The sequence below is a fragment of the Erwinia sp. HDF1-3R genome (assembly GCF_039621855.1).
GTDB lineage: Bacteria > Pseudomonadota > Gammaproteobacteria > Enterobacterales > Enterobacteriaceae > Erwinia.
Genome location: NZ_CP155071.1, coordinates 3,473,673 through 3,488,381, shown reverse-complemented (window position 1 = coordinate 3,488,381; position 14,709 = coordinate 3,473,673). Strand labels below are relative to the sequence as shown.

Genomic DNA, 14,709 nt, shown 5'->3' with positions numbered 1-14,709 from the left:
AGCCATGATTACACGGGAACACTGGCCTGACATACTGCAATTTATGGAATACGACAGAATAGCGGTTAATCCATGGCGGTTTAGGACAAATGTGTCTCCATGCTGTCTCCTGTGCCAGGCATTAGTGCATCCATAAACCGGTGCGTTGGTGACAGAGGGAAGGCGAGTCACTGCTCTGTCGAAGGCTACCCTTAATTAAAAGACACCCGACGGCTTGTGAGGTCTTACTCTCTCACCTAGAGTTAAAAGAGTTGCTCATTTGTTAGCAGTGACGTAATTTGCCCTGAGGTATAGCCTTTGCTATGTTTCTTACCGCTGGCTATCACAGCGATAACAACAACCCATCTACGTGCACTTGATAATCATTATCATCTAAAAGACAATGCGATTCTAAGGTGATTAGCAGGGGAAATAACTATGTTGGAAGGCCGCACCGTGGAGCAAATTGCCCGTGGTTCCCGTAAAATTAAGTTCGCGCTCATGGGGCCGGCCTTTATTGCTGCTATCGGCTATATCGATCCCGGCAACTTCGCCACCAATATCCAGGCGGGTGCCTCCTATGGTTATAAACTACTGTGGGTGGTGGTGTGGGCGAATATCATGGCGATGGTTATCCAGCTGATGTCAGCCAAGCTGGGGATCGCCACCGGTAAGAATCTGGCCGAACACATCCGTGACCGTTTTCCCCGTCCTGCCGTCTGGTTTTACTGGGTGCAGGCTGAAATCATTGCGATGGCGACCGACCTGGCAGAATTTATCGGGGCGGCGATCGGCTTCAAGCTGATATTTGGCGTCAGTCTGTTACAGGGCGCCGTCCTGACCGGGGTGGTGACCTTTCTGATCCTGATGCTGCAACGGCGTGGGCAAAAGCCCCTTGAGCTGGTGATTGGCGGCCTGCTGCTGTTTGTGGCGGCCGCCTATGTCATAGAGCTGTTTTTTTCCCAGCCTGACATTGCCGCTCTGGTGCGCGGGATGGCCGTTCCTGCTTTGCCTGGCGCGGATGCGGTGCTGCTGGCAGCGGGCGTACTGGGTGCCACCATTATGCCGCACGTCATCTACCTGCACTCCTCGCTGACTCAAAGTCCGGATGGCGGCACGCGGGCGGAGCGTTATCGCTCGACCAAGCTGGATGTGGCTATCGCCATGACCATTGCTGGATTTGTTAATCTGGCGATGATGGCAACGGCGGCGGCGGCCTTTCATTTCAGCGGTCATACCGGGATTGCGGACCTTGAGCAGGCCTGGCTTACGCTCGATCCGCTGCTGGGACGCGCGGCTGCGCTGGTCTTTGGCCTGAGCCTGCTGGCAGCTGGCCTCTCATCGACCGTGGTGGGCACCCTGGCCGGGCAGGTGGTGATGCAGGGGTTTACCCATATCCATATTCCGCTGCTGGTTCGCCGGGTCATTACTATGCTGCCCTCTTTCATTGTGATTTTGGCCGGGTGGGAGCCTACCCGGATCCTGGTAATGAGTCAGGTTCTGCTGAGTTTTGGTATTGCCCTGGCGCTGGTGCCGCTGCTGGCTTTCACCGGCAATCGCGAACTGATGGGGGATATGGTGAACTCCCGCCTGATGCAGACGGTGGGTAAGGTGATCGTAGCCATAGTGGTCGCGCTGAATCTCTACCTGCTGGTCGCGATGGCGCTTAATCTTTAACGATAAAGCCGGCGTGTTGATAGTGGGGCTGACGCGGTGTCCAGCCCCTCATGCTTTTAGCCGAGTATGGCGTCGATGCGCGCCAGCTCCTGCTCAGTGAAATCAGGATTCGCGAGCATGCCAACGGCATCGTCGATCTGGCTGGTTTTGCTGGCCCCAATCAGTACAGAGGTGACGCGGTTGCCGCGCAGCACCCATGCCAGCGCCATTTGCGACAGTTTCTGACCGCGCTGCGCCGCCAGCTCATTAAGCTCACGCACTCGGGTCATATTTTCCGGCGTCAGCCGATCGGCGCTGAGGAACTGGCTCCCGCTGGCGATTCGCGAGTCATCCGGGATGCCGTTCAGGTAGCGATCGGTAAGTATGCCTCCCGCCAGCGGAGAGAAGCCAATGCAGCCGACCCCCTCTTGTTGTAGTACATCCAGCAGACCCTGCTCTGGCGCGCGCTCGAGCATGGAGTATTTCGGCTGGTGGATAAGGCAGGGCGTTCCCAGCTGCTTCAGCAGGCCGATGGCTTCTGCTGCGCGGTCGGCCGGATAATTAGAGAGCGCGATATACAGGGCTTTGCCCTGGCGCACGATGTGGTCCAGCGCCATCATCGTCTCTTCCAGCGGGGTTTCCGGGTCAGGCCGGTGATGATAAAAAATATCGACGTAATCAATGCCCATGCGCTTAAGGCTCTGGTTAAGGCTGGCGACCAGATATTTCCGCGATCCCCAGTCGCCATAGGGGCCATCCCACATGGTATAGCCCGCCTTGGAGGAGATAATCAGTTCGTCCCGATAGGGGGCAAAATCTTCCCGCAGCAGGCGGCCAAAATTCTCCTCAGCCGAGCCGGGAGGGGGGCCGTAATTATTGGCCAGGTCAAAATGGGTGATACCGTTATCAAAGGCATGTCGTAACAGTTGACGACTGTTGTCCAGCCGGGTGGCATCGCCAAAATTGTGCCACAGCCCCAGTGAGATGGCCGGGAGCTTAAGTCCGCTTCGTCCGCAGCGGTGATAGACCATTCCGCCGTAACGCTGTGCATCTGCCTGATAAACCATTGAAATTTCCTGTAAGTGTCGGGCCGATTTTACCCAAAGCATAGCAGTGTATACGGTTACACTAAATGGAATAGCGGGGCCGATCGCAACTTGAGGAAAATTCCGAGGCGTAACGCTTTGTTGCCGTTTAGCGCTGGCGTGCATCTTTAACGCAGTGAAAATTATCGGTAATACTCTCTACTACGTTTGCTGTTTACCGGGGAAAACCATGAAAAGCTGCACCGTTGGGGAGTATCTGCTTTCTCGCTTACACCAGTCAGGGATCGATCATCTTTTCGGCGTGCCGGGGGATTACAATCTTCGCTTTCTTGACCAGGTTATCAACAGCCCGGATATCGCATGGGTAGGCTGCGCCAATGAGTTGAACGCGGCCTACGCGGCGGATGGCTATGCACGCTGCCGGGGGGCAGGTGCCTTGTTGACCACCTTTGGCGTCGGCGAACTTAGCGCCCTCAACGGGGTAGCGGGTAGCTATGCTGAATATCTGCCGGTGGTGCATATCGTCGGCGCCCCCGCCCGGGAGAACAGCCGCAGCGGGCTGCTGCTGCACCATACGCTGGGAGACGGCGACTACGATCACTTTCTGCGTATCTCTCAGGAGGTGACGGCCGCGCAGGCGGTGCTAACGCCAGAAAATGCCGCAGCGGAGATCGATCGCCTGTTGCAGATTGCCCTGCACGCGCGTCGACCGGTTTACATTTATCTTGCCACCGACGTGGCGGAGGCCAGCATCGCTGCGCCAGCCGCAGCGCTTTCCACGCCGCAGCTGGCTGCCCCGCAGGTAGCAGAAGCGTTTTCCCGCGCCGTTGAGCAGCGGTTCGCTGCGGCAAAGAGCGTCGCGATGCTGGCTGATTTTCTCGCCGACCGGGCAGGGCTGAGGCCCGCGCTGCACCAGTTTCTGACCGAAATACCGATGCCCTTTGCCACCCTGCTGATGGGTAAGAGCGTAATGCCGGAGTCTCTGAATGGCTTTGCCGGAACCTACGCCGGGGCAGCGAGTGCGGGCAAGACGCAGTCGATTATCGAACGGGCTGAAGTGATTATTACCCTGGGCGTGCGCTACACTGACTCCATTACCGCCGGGTTTACCCAGCAAATCGACAGTGCCAAAACCATTGCGATAGACCTTCACGAAAGTCAGATAGGTGAGGAGGCGTTCTCGCCCTTACCCATGGCGCAGGCGCTGGAGATCGTCCATCAGCTCGCGCGGCGTTATACCAGCGGCTGGAATCTAACGCTGCCCACGCCGCCCGCCTTAAGCAACGCGCCCTCCGACAGGCTGACCCAGAGTACGCTCTGGCAGGCCATGCAGGATTTTCTCCGGCCCGGTGATATCGTGCTGGCCGATCAGGGGACCGCCGCCTTTGGTGCAGCGGTGCTGCGGCTCCCTGAGGAGGTGACCTTTATCTGCCAGCCGCTGTGGGGATCGATTGGTTACACGCTTCCCGCCGCCTATGGTGCGCAGATTGCCGCCCCTGAACGCAGGGTAGTGCTGCTTATCGGTGACGGTGCCGCACAGTTAACGATACAGGAGCTGGGCTCAATGCTGCGTGATGGGCTGAAACCGGTGATCTTTGTGCTGAATAACAGCGGATATACCGTGGAGCGGGCTATCCATGGCGAGCATCAGCGCTACAATGATATTGCTGAGTGGAACTGGACCCAGCTTCCCGGCGGTCTTAGCGTGCGCAACGAAGCCCAGAGCTGGCGGATAACGGAAACGGCGCAGCTGGTTGAGGTTATGCAGGTTATCGCGCAAACTTCCCGATTGTCGCTGGTTGAAGTGGTACTGCCGCAGATGGATATCCCCCCTTTGTTACAGTCGGTCAGCGCATCCATGAGCCAGCGTAACGGTGGTTAAAGACGTAATTAGGATTGATGCCCGTGGGCAAGTGGCGCGCAGGCAGGTAAGGTAGGCGGCGGCAGCGCTTTTTACGCTCTCCATTGTGTGGAGGACGTTGTTGTTTCAGCGGGGGAAATTTATAGTGTGTTTAAATGACGTAAGCGGAGCAAAACAATAATGACTAAGTATGCTTTGGTAGGTGATGTCGGCGGCACTAACGCCCGCCTGGCACTGTGTGAAGTTGAGAACGGTGCCCTGTCACAAGCCAAAACGTTCTCCACAGCAGATTTTGCAAGCCTGGAAGCGGTGATCCGCGCTTATCTTGACGAGCAGCAGCAGGACATAACCGATGGCTGTATCGCTATCGCCTGTCCGATCACGGAAGACTGGGTTGAGATGACCAACCACGACTGGGCATTTTCCAGCAGCAAAATGAAGGCTAATCTTGGCTTTGAGCATCTGGAAATTATCAATGACTTCACCGCCGTGTCGATGGCCATTCCGATGCTCTCGGAAGAGGACGTTATGCAGTTCGGCGGGACCGAACCGGTGAAGGACAAGCCGATTGCCGTCTACGGTGCGGGAACCGGGTTGGGTGTGGCGCATCTGGTGCACGTTGACCAGCGCTGGGTCAGCCTGCCGGGCGAGGGCGGCCACGTCGATTTCGCTGCCAATAGCGAAGAGGAAGACCTGATCCTTGAAGTGCTGCGCGCCGAGCTGGGCCACGTCTCTGCCGAGCGCGTGCTGTCGGGCGCGGGCCTGGTTAACCTCTATCGGGCGATTGTCAAATCCGACGGGCGGGAGCCGGATAACCTGAAGCCGAAGGACGTTTCATCCCGTGCGCTGGACGATAGCTGCACCGACTGCCGTCGCGCGCTGGCGATGTTCTGTGTGATCATGGGCCGCTTTGGCGGTAACCTGGCGCTAAATCTGGGTACCTTTGGCGGCGTCTATATTGCCGGTGGCATTGTGCCGCGCTTCCTCTCCTTCTTCAAAGCGTCCGGCTTTCGCGCGGCGTTTGAGGATAAAGGGCGCTTCAAGGATTACGTGCAGAATATCCCCGTTTACCTTATCACCCACGACCAGCCGGGCCTGCTGGGTGCCGGGGCTCACCTGCGCCAGGTGTTGGGCAGCATTCTGTAAATGCGCCACCCTCAGGGGCCACAACGGCCCTGGGGGCATCACCCCCTGACAGGCGACAGCGGCATGGGCCGCTGGAGCTGTCACTTACCCTAAACTGCGGTCTCAGACATCCACGAATATCTTTAACCGCTGCCCGGCTGGCATCCACGCTTATCTTTAGCCCACTGCGCTGCTGGCATCCACGCTTCTCTTTAGCCCACTGCGCTGTTGGCATCCATGCTTCTCTTTACCCCCTGCATTAGCTGGCATCCGCGCTTCCCGTTTACAGCCCCATTAACTGGCGGAACGCTTTCACCTTGCTGCGGCTGACCGGCACCTGGAAGTCCCGATCGCGCAGTTTGAGCATATAGGTGTTATTAAACCAGGGTTCGATTTCGCGAATTTTGCTCAGGTTGATGCACCAGGAGCGATGGCAGCGAAAGAAGGCATCCTCGGGCAGGCGGTTGCAAAACTCTGAGATATTCATCGACATCACATACTCTTCACGCCGGGTATAAACAAACGTTAATTTCTCGTGCGCTTCGACATAGTAGATATCGTTAATATCGGTCACGATAATGCGCTCATCCTTCACCAGATTTACCGTGCGGGGCTGGGGGCGTATGGCCCCGGGCGCGGTGTGCAGTTTCGCCTGCTGCAGCGTGTTCTCCACCTTATGCAGCATAGTGACAATACGCATCTCATGGTAGGGCTTAAGGATGTAGTCAAAAGCCTCCAGCTCAAAGGCTTCTACCGCATGCTCTTTACAGGCGGTGATAAAGACAATGAGCGGCCTGACGGCGAATTTACTGATATTCTGTGCCAGCAGTACGCCGTCCAGCGAGGGGATATTAATATCCAGAAAAATGACATCCGTCTGGTGCGTTTGCAGATACTTCAGGACATCCAGTCCGTCATCGAAGGTTGCCTCGATGGTCAGCTGGCTATGCTGCTCAATCATCCAGCTCAGCTCCTGCTGCGCCAGAAATTCATCTTCGACTATAATCGCTTTCACAGGCTTATTTCCGCTTAATACGACCTCAGGCCGTCAGTGACATACGCTGTTTTTCCGGCAGGATCGCCCCGTTTTTACTGATGTAAAAGGCAATTTCCGTGCCCGGCATCAGCCGGTGTATATGCAGCCCTTCACCGTACAGCAGTTTGACCCGGTGATGGACGTTAAGCAGACCAATCTTGTTGCCGGGCATTTCGTTTTTTTCGACTCTGGCGACCACCTCCTCGCTGATGCCATGACCGGTATCGCGCACCGAAATACGCAGCCGGTCGCCCTGGTCCCTCACGCTGAGCGTGACCACCCCTTTACCCCGACAGGGGTGGATGCCGTGTACGATGGCGTTTTCCACCAGCGGCTGGATCAGCAGGCTGGGCAGCACGCCGTTAACCTCTTCATCAATATCGTAAATCACGGTGAGCTTGTCGCCAAAGCGCGCCTGTTCAATGGCGATATAATCTTTTATCTGATACAGCTCTTTCCTGATATCAATCATCTCATCATCGTTCAGCTCAAGGTTATAGCGTAGATAACGGGCGAGATTACTGATCAGCTGGCGGGCAGTATCGGGATTGATGCGAATGGAGGAGGAGATGGCGTTAAGGGCGTTGAAGAGAAAGTGGGGATTTATCTTGCTCTGGAGCGCCCGCAGCTCCGCCTTGTTGGCCATCTCCCGCAGCTGCTCGGCGCGGGAGACTTCCAGCTGAGTAGAGATAATTTGCGACAGGCCAATCGCCATCGCCCGTAGCGACCAGGTAATGCGGTGGGCATGGCGATAATAGATTTTCAGCGTGCCGGTGACCTCGCCTTTTTCCCACAGGGGAATGACGATCATCGAATGAATTTCCGGCGTTCGGTGCGCCTCATCGTTATTTTTGATAATGATTTGACCGTAGGCGATGGCTTTGGCCGTGGTCGGGCTGATGTCATCATCACCGTTTTCGTAGTTCTCTTCCCCCACGCCGACATAGGCGAGGATCTGGTTCTTATTGGTGATGGCTACCGCATCCGCGTTGATATCGCTGCGGATAATATCGCAAACGCTGCGCATCGACTGGCTGTTCACCTGGCGAAACAGCGGCAGCGTTTTATTGGCGATATCCAGAGCCAGCTTGGCCTGTTGGGCAGCAATGGCCTCTTTTTCCCCCTCAACGCTCTGAATAAGCAGCACAATCAGGCCAATACTGGCGGCACCGAGGATCATCGGCAGGGCAATTTCGCTAATAATCTCCAGGCCAAGAGAAAACGGCCTCGCCCAGAGCACGATCAGCAGCATGGTCAGTGATTCACACAGCATGCCGCCAAGAATACCTACGCTCCAGCGCTTTTCCTTGATAACCTTAAGGTTAATCGCACCGGAAACAAATCCGGCGATGATGCTGGTGATCAGACAGGGAACCGCGCTGACGCCGTGAACGTCCGTCAGAAAACGGTGAAGACCGGCAATCACCCCGGTAATGATGCCGACCCAGGGCCCAAACAAAATGCCGCCGGACATAATCGCGATGGTGCGCACGTTGACCAGCGAGCCCTCAACGTTGATGCCGCTCCAGGTACCAAACAGGGCAAACAGGCTGAAAATCGCCGTGACCGCAACCAGCTCCTGCCATGAGTGCTCATCTTTTTGCAGCAGCTGACGAAACTGATGAATGCGGGTCATAAAAAACAGGCAAATCAGCATCAGGGCAGCGCGTTCTAATACGGCAAGCAGCATATCAAAGGTCGTGTGCACGGGCGCCTCGGCAGACGTGAAAAAGTCATCGCCTATAATATGTAAAGTGGGGAGGTTGTGCCAGGCATGAGGTCGTGGATTACCCCGAACAGGTATCTTGATCAATTTTCACCTTGCAGACCGCCAGAGGATATTTATGCAACTGACCACTGACAGGCTTCGACTGACCCGGCTGGTGCCAGACGACTGGCAGCTGTTTCAACAGGTACACCGGGATAAAACCAGCATGGCATTTATCAGCGAGATCCCGCAGGAGGCCGATATTCGCCAGCGCTTTACCCTGCGCCTCGCGCCCTGGCAGGTGACCAGCTACCATATGCTCTGCCTGACGATCCGCCTGGCGGAAACGGGTGAAGCCATTGGCCTGATTGGCGCGAATGCCGAATGGATCCCCTGGCGTCAGGCTGAAGTGGGCTACTCGCTGCTCAGCGGGCATTTTAACCAGGGCTATGGCACCGAAGCGCTGTCGGCGATGGTGGACTACCTGTTTGAGACCTGTGAGTTCCATAAGCTCAGGGCGCAGGTGGTGGAGGGGAACTGGCCTTCGCGCCGGGTGCTGGAGAAAAACGGCTTCCAGCTTGAGGGCACGCTGCGCGAGAATTACCTGCTGCGCGGTCAGTGGGTAAATGACTGGACCTTTGGTTGCCTGGCGCGCGATCGTTAAAAAAATGTTACGCCTCATCTCGACAAACCCAGGCTGCCTGCGATATGTTCACTGACAGACCAGTTTCTGGTCGGCGTCGCTCGGACGGTCCGGGCGCTAACGTAAATCAGAGGTTTCAATGGCTGACATCAGCTCTGCACGTCGTTTTTCCCGTATCGAACGTCTACCGCCCTATGTTTTCAATATTACCGCCGAACTGAAGATGGCTGCGCGCCGTCGCGGTGAAGATATTATTGATTTCAGCATGGGGAATCCCGATGGCCCCACGCCGCCGCATATCGTAGAAAAACTGTGCACCGTCGCCCAGCGCGATGATACGCACGGCTACTCCACCTCGCGCGGTATTCCCCGCCTGCGCCGCGCCATTTCTCGCTGGTATGCCGACCGCTATCAGGTTGATATCGATCCTGAAACAGAGGCGATTGTCACCATTGGCTCGAAAGAGGGGCTGGCCCATTTGATGCTGGCGACGCTGGATCACGGTGATACGGTGCTGGTGCCAAATCCCAGCTATCCGATTCATATCTATGGCGCCGTGATTGCCGGTGCTCAGGTCCGTTCGGTACCGCTGGTTGAGGGCGTAGATTTTTTTAACGAGCTGGAGCGGGCGATCCGGGAAAGCTATCCGAAGCCGAAAATGATGATCCTCGGCTTCCCGTCAAATCCCACCGCCCAGTGCGTTGAGCTGGATTTTTTTGAACGGGTTATCGCGCTGGCGAAGCAGTACAACGTGCTGGTGATCCACGACCTCGCTTATGCGGATATCGTTTATGACGGCTGGAAAGCGCCCTCTATTATGGAAGTGCCCGGTGCGCGCGAGGTGGCGGTAGAGTTCTTTACCCTGTCGAAAAGTTACAATATGGCCGGCTGGCGTATTGGCTTTATGGTGGGGAATAAGGAGCTGGTTGCTGCGCTGGCGCGCATCAAAAGCTATCACGACTACGGCACCTTTACGCCGCTACAGGTGGCGGCCATCGCCGCGCTGGAGGGCGATCAGCAGTGCGTACGCGACATTGCTGAACAGTATAAACGCCGCCGTGACGTGCTGGTTAAAGGTCTGCATGAGGCGGGGTGGATGGTTGAAATCCCTAAAGCCTCCATGTACGTCTGGGCGAAGATCCCCGACCACTACCGCGCAATGGGATCGCTGGACTTCGCCAAACATATGCTACAGGAAGCGAAAGTGTGCGTTTCCCCAGGCATCGGATTTGGTGATTACGGTGACACCCACGTGCGCTTTGCGCTGATTGAAAATAGCGATCGCATTCGTCAGGCGGTAAGAGGGATCAAGGCGATGTTTCGTGCGGACGGCCTTCTTCCTGTGACCACTAAAGTCAGCGAAGAGGACGTTTAACGACGAGGGCCGGGCCGTCAGGCCTGGCCCCTGTCCAGGGGTTACAGCATCAGTAAAAAAGTGCCAACCCAAATCAGCAGAATGAACGAAATTCCCATCAGTGCATATTTCACAAACGCGTCCTCTGAGCGGTGATGGCAGAACAGCGGGTCAATTTACCCGTTATTCTCGCCTGAATAAAGTCGGATACGCTGAGAATACCCCCACCGTTAACGCGGTTCAATTTCCGAAATGACTGACATTCCCACTCGCAGACGCGTCCGGTCAACCTGACCCGGATCCAGCACGATTTTTACCGGCAGGCGCTGGGTGACTTTAGTGTAATTACCGGTGGCGTTATCAGCGGTGATCGCCGCAAAGGTTGAGCCGGTAGCCGGTGCAATACTGTCAACGCGACCATGCAGGGTGACGCCGGGCAGGGCATCGACGCTGAGGGTCACGGGCTGACCGGATCTGACGTCGCCCAGCTGCGTTTCCAGGAAGTTAGCCAGCACGTAAGACTGGCTGAGGGGCACGACCGCCAGCAGGCGCGTGCCTGCCGTCACCCACGCGCCCTGCCGCACCGTACGCTGGCCGACGGTGCCATCAACCGGTGAACGAATAATAGTGTAAGAAAGGTTGAGGCGGGCCTGATCGACTGCCGCCGTCGAAGCCGCGATATCGGCATTCGCCTGGCGGAGGCTGGCGCGCAGGACACCGGTCTGTTTACGAGCCGAGAGCGCGGCTGCCTGGCTCTGACGCAGCTGGGAGGCGGCTTCCTGCATGGCCGCCTGGGTTTTTTGCTGCTCATCCGCAGTGCCGGTGCCGGTGTTCAGAAGGCGACGGTAGCGCCCGGCATTCTGCTGCGCATAGTTAAGGGTGGCTTCGCTGGCGCTGACTGCCGCATCGCTTTGCGCGATCGCCGCCTGCTGCTGTTCCAGCTGAGCCTGTACGCTGCTTAACTTTGCCTGACTGATTTCCAGGTTTGCCAGTGCCGTTTCCAGCGCCACGCGGTAATCGCTGTCGTCAATCGTGGCCAGCGTGTCGCCCGCCTTCACCTGCTGATTATCGCTGACGTTCACCCTACGGATATAGCCCGACACTTTGGGTGCGACCAGCGTGTAATCGGCCACCACCGTCGCATCATCGGTCCGGGCATGATGGTGGCGCATTGCTGACCAGATCACAAAGGCGCAGGCCAGCAGCAGGATCAGCAGCAGCGCTAAAAGCAGAGGGCGTTTTGCAGTGACTAAACTCATGATAATTTTCCTGGCACCTGGATAGGATGTTGAAGAAGCGTTTGTGGCGGATACACGCGTTTTGGGAGCCACGCCGTCAGCAGGACCAACAGCAGGGCGGCACCGATAATCAGCAGGTAGCCATCGCTGATGCTGAGGATCACCGCCTGATGTTTAACCAGCGTGGCAAAGTGGCCTACATTTTCCACCGAGCTGACTGATCCGTCCGGCAGGAGTGGCGAGAGCGGGCCCGCACTGGCAGCATTATCCGCCGTAATCAGCCAGGGCCGATTCCCCAGCTGATCGACCAGGATATGAGAATGAAACTTTTCGCGGTGGGTAAGGAAGTTTTCGACCAGGCTACCGGCCGCCACGCTGGAGAACCCCCGCACGGTATTGAACATCGCCGAGGCGTAAGGCCCTTCCGGCGGCTGAACGACGCTGGTGGCGCTCATCAGCACTGGCAAAATAAGCATTGGTTGCCCAAAAGCCTGAAGCGTCTGGATCAGCCAGAAGTTCTGTCTGCTCCACTCATCCGTCAGCTGCATACCCATCAGGCAGGAGAGACTGAGCAGGATCGCGCCAAGGGTCAGCATCCAGCGGCAGTCAATCCAGCGCAGATTAAGCAGGGCGGCGAGCAGTGGTGCGATTAGCAGCTGAGGCAGACCGATAGTCAGCGCCAGCGGAGCAAACTGTGCGGGGCGGAACCCTCCTACCTGAGCAAACCAGGCCGATGGCAGGGCGGACCCGGAAAGCGCGACCAGCAGTACGCCCGCCAGCACCAGCAGCCCGTGGCTCAGGTTTCTGCGCGCCAGCATCTGCAATTTGAACAGTGGCACGGGGTGAAACCACTCATTGATAAAGAACACCACCAGCAGGGCGGCCGCAGCCAGCAGCATGGCGGCGATTAGCGGTGAGTTCAGCCAGTCCAGTCGTTCACCCTGGCCGAGTGCCAGGATCAACAGCGCCATTCCGCTACAGCCGGTCAGCATGCCGAACAGATCGATCTGCTGAAAACGGGCCAGTCGCAGCGGATCCTGAGGGATCCCCCAGCCAATCAGCAGGCCAGCCACCAGGCTGGGCGGTATTACCTGCCAGAAAACAAACTGCCAGCCGACAGAGTCGGTCCAGAAAGCGGCCAGCGAGGCAGCGATATTGGGACCGAAGGTCGCAGTCAGCGCATAGGCGGCAAGGCCATAGAGTTTGAACGGCGGCGGTAAAAAACGCAGCGCCACGGTCATCAGCAGCGGCGGCAGCGCGCCGCCGAACAGGCCCTGAACGACCCGCAGGGCGACAAACAGGCCGGGCGTGGGCGCAAAGGGTTGCAGCAGGCCGGTGGCGGCGAAGCCAAAGGTCATCACCAGCGCAAACCGGCGCAGTGAGAAAGTGACGGCAAACCAGGGGGCAACCATCATCGCTGAGACTTCCGCTGCCTGCCATGCTGAAGTTATCCAGGTTGCACTGTCGTAACTAAAGCCAATCGCCGCACGCACGTCGGCCAGTGCCAGGTCGGTGACGCGGTCATTAAGCCCCGAGGTCATCGCCGCTATCAGCACGCCCACCATTCCCAGTGCCAGACGCAGGGTAAAAGGATGAGGGGCCGGGGCCGGTACAGCATTCATAACAGGGTTCCGCAGGAAAAATAGGGTTATTGGTGCACTGTATTGCATAGCGATACAGTGGCTGACGATATTACTCTGCGATAACCTGTATTGCAATGCGGTACAGCGTGCCGGTGAGGATAAATTAGTGCTAAAGTATCGCCATCCAAAAAGAAGGAACGCTTATGTCTGAACTTTCAATCCCGCGGGATGAAGATCGAGCGGGTGGGATTCAGGTCATCGCACGGGCGGCTAAAATATTGAATGCCCTGGGTGACTGTCCGAACGGCATGAGCCTGGGTGAAATCGCTCAGGCGGTTTCCCTGCCGCGCTCGACGGTACAGCGGATCGTGAGTGCGCTGGACTCGGTACAGCTGGTGCGCAGCCACGGCGTTGGCGGAGTGCGACTGGGCCCGGCGCTGCTGCGACTCATTGCTACGCTGCATACTGACGTGGTGGCCATTGCTCAGCCGTGGCTACAGGCGCTGAGTGATGCTACTGGCGAAACCGTGTCGCTGGCGCGGGCAAGTGGCGTTCAGCTGGCGATTGTTCACTGCGTGGTGGCCGACCGCGAGCTGCGGGTGGTACCGCGCATCGGTCTTAACCTGCCGTTGTACAGCACTTCAGGCGGCAAAGCGCTGCTGGCGCTGGACAGCGATGAGCAGGCCCGGGCGCTGGTGGGCGATGCCTATAAGGCGATGACAGACCTTACCGTAAAGGCATTTCCAGAGCTGCTTGCGCGGCTGCATGAGATCCGCCGTACCGGATTATCCTATGACCGCGGTGAGACGCTGGAAGGGATTTCTACTATGGCGGTAGCGATCGATACTATTTTGGGGCGCTTTTCCATTAGCTTACTGGTTCCATCCACCCGTTTTCAAAAGCATGAGGCGCTCTATCGTACCGAGATCCTTAAATGCAAAGAGGCGCTGGTAGATGAGATAGGCAAGGTGACCCTTCGTAACTGACAGGAGAGGGATATGAAAACGCTTTTAGTGGCCGTTGATAACTCGGCTATTGCCCGTAAGGTCGTACAGCTGGCCAGTGAGCAGGCCTGCGCACTTCAGGCACAGGTGGTGGTGTTATGCTGCGTTGATGCCAGCTACGCCAGCACGACTGGCGCCTGGATTATTGAGGCCGGGGAAGACCCGGGTGACTTTGGCGCGGCCCTGGACGAGCAGAACACCGCCGAGGCCGCCGTGCGTCAGGCGCTGGCGGGCTTACAGGCCGCTGGCGTTACGGCAACCGGACGCGTGGTAGCCGGTGAATCGGCGGAAACGATTGTAGCGGTGGCGAACGAGCTGCACGTGGCGATGATTATTATGGGGCGCCGCCATCTCTCCTCATTTAACCGGCTGCTTAAAGGGTCGGTGAGTGCGGCCGTGATCGAACATGCCAGCTGTCCGGTGCTGGTGGACGTACGCGCCGACTAGCGCTTCATTATCAGGGCTGGCGTAAGCTG

At 57.4% G+C, this 14,709-nt stretch carries 13 protein-coding genes; 7 read left to right on the top strand and 6 right to left on the bottom strand.

The window, feature by feature from the left end; genetic code table 11:
- Positions 1-417 precede the first annotated feature (417 nt).
- Positions 418-1,656: an Nramp family divalent metal transporter gene (locus AAGR22_RS15825; RefSeq protein ID WP_067705843.1), complete on the top strand. Its 1,239-nt coding sequence runs from the start codon at positions 418-420 to the stop codon at positions 1,654-1,656.
- Positions 1,657-1,712: 56 nt separating this feature from the next.
- Here AAGR22_RS15825 and mgrA read toward each other — a convergent pair whose 3' ends face one another.
- Positions 1,713-2,702, bottom strand: coding sequence for an L-glyceraldehyde 3-phosphate reductase (mgrA, locus tag AAGR22_RS15820; RefSeq protein ID WP_345828455.1), 990 nt, complete (start codon positions 2,700-2,702; stop codon positions 1,713-1,715).
- 208 nt (positions 2,703-2,910) lie between these two features.
- On the opposite strand from mgrA, the gene AAGR22_RS15815 reads away from it, so the two are divergent.
- Together AAGR22_RS15815 and glk are read left to right on the top strand one after the other, a co-directional pair.
- A complete protein-coding gene (locus tag AAGR22_RS15815; RefSeq protein ID WP_345828453.1) occupies positions 2,911-4,563 on the top strand; it encodes a thiamine pyrophosphate-binding protein in 1,653 nt (550 codons plus the stop codon).
- Between the two features lie 159 nt (positions 4,564-4,722).
- Positions 4,723-5,688 carry a glucokinase gene (gene glk / locus AAGR22_RS15810; protein ID WP_067705838.1) on the top strand — a complete coding sequence of 322 codons (966 nt, stop codon included), beginning with the start codon at positions 4,723-4,725 and terminating at the stop codon, positions 5,686-5,688.
- A gap of 262 nt (positions 5,689-5,950) precedes the next feature.
- Here the strand turns inward: glk and AAGR22_RS15805 are convergent, their stop codons facing one another.
- Positions 5,951-6,682, bottom strand: coding sequence for a LytTR family DNA-binding domain-containing protein (locus AAGR22_RS15805; RefSeq protein WP_067705837.1), 732 nt, complete (start codon positions 6,680-6,682; stop codon positions 5,951-5,953).
- A 25-nt stretch (positions 6,683-6,707) separates the two neighbouring features.
- Positions 6,708-8,393, bottom strand: coding sequence for a sensor histidine kinase (locus AAGR22_RS15800; RefSeq protein ID WP_345831614.1), 1,686 nt, complete (start codon positions 8,391-8,393; stop codon positions 6,708-6,710).
- Positions 8,394-8,547: 154 nt separating this feature from the next.
- Here AAGR22_RS15800 and AAGR22_RS15795 point away from each other — a divergent pair, with 154 nt between their 5' ends.
- Both AAGR22_RS15795 and alaC read left to right on the top strand, forming a co-directional pair.
- Complete coding sequence (locus tag AAGR22_RS15795) at positions 8,548-9,075, top strand: GNAT family N-acetyltransferase (protein ID WP_067705836.1); 528 nt, start codon at positions 8,548-8,550, stop codon at positions 9,073-9,075.
- A gap of 118 nt (positions 9,076-9,193) precedes the next feature.
- Complete coding sequence (alaC, locus tag AAGR22_RS15790; protein ID WP_067705834.1) at positions 9,194-10,429, top strand: alanine transaminase; 1,236 nt, start codon at positions 9,194-9,196, stop codon at positions 10,427-10,429.
- A gap of 41 nt (positions 10,430-10,470) precedes the next feature.
- Here alaC and ypdK read toward each other — a convergent pair whose 3' ends face one another.
- The 3 genes from ypdK to AAGR22_RS15775 all read right to left on the bottom strand — a co-directional run bounded on the left by ypdK (position 10,471) and on the right by AAGR22_RS15775 (position 13,268).
- Positions 10,471-10,542, bottom strand: a complete 72-nt coding sequence (ypdK, locus tag AAGR22_RS15785) for a membrane protein YpdK (protein ID WP_156484989.1) — start codon at positions 10,540-10,542, stop codon at positions 10,471-10,473.
- 96 nt (positions 10,543-10,638) lie between these two features.
- Positions 10,639-11,667: an HlyD family secretion protein gene (locus tag AAGR22_RS15780; RefSeq protein ID WP_345828446.1), complete on the bottom strand. Its 1,029-nt coding sequence runs from the start codon at positions 11,665-11,667 to the stop codon at positions 10,639-10,641.
- On the bottom strand, positions 11,664-13,268 hold the full coding sequence (locus AAGR22_RS15775) for an MFS transporter (protein ID WP_345828444.1): 1,605 nt from the start codon (positions 13,266-13,268) through the stop codon (positions 11,664-11,666). The genes AAGR22_RS15780 and AAGR22_RS15775 overlap by 4 nt, the downstream gene beginning before the upstream one ends.
- A gap of 164 nt (positions 13,269-13,432) precedes the next feature.
- Here AAGR22_RS15775 and AAGR22_RS15770 point away from each other — a divergent pair, with 164 nt between their 5' ends.
- Together AAGR22_RS15770 and AAGR22_RS15765 are read left to right on the top strand one after the other, a co-directional pair.
- Positions 13,433-14,215 (top strand): IclR family transcriptional regulator, encoded by a 783-nt coding sequence (locus AAGR22_RS15770; protein ID WP_067705829.1) that lies wholly within the window; start codon positions 13,433-13,435, stop codon positions 14,213-14,215.
- A 12-nt stretch (positions 14,216-14,227) separates the two neighbouring features.
- Positions 14,228-14,680 (top strand): universal stress protein, encoded by a 453-nt coding sequence (locus AAGR22_RS15765; RefSeq protein ID WP_345828443.1) that lies wholly within the window; start codon positions 14,228-14,230, stop codon positions 14,678-14,680.
- Positions 14,681-14,709: the final 29 nt, after the last annotated feature.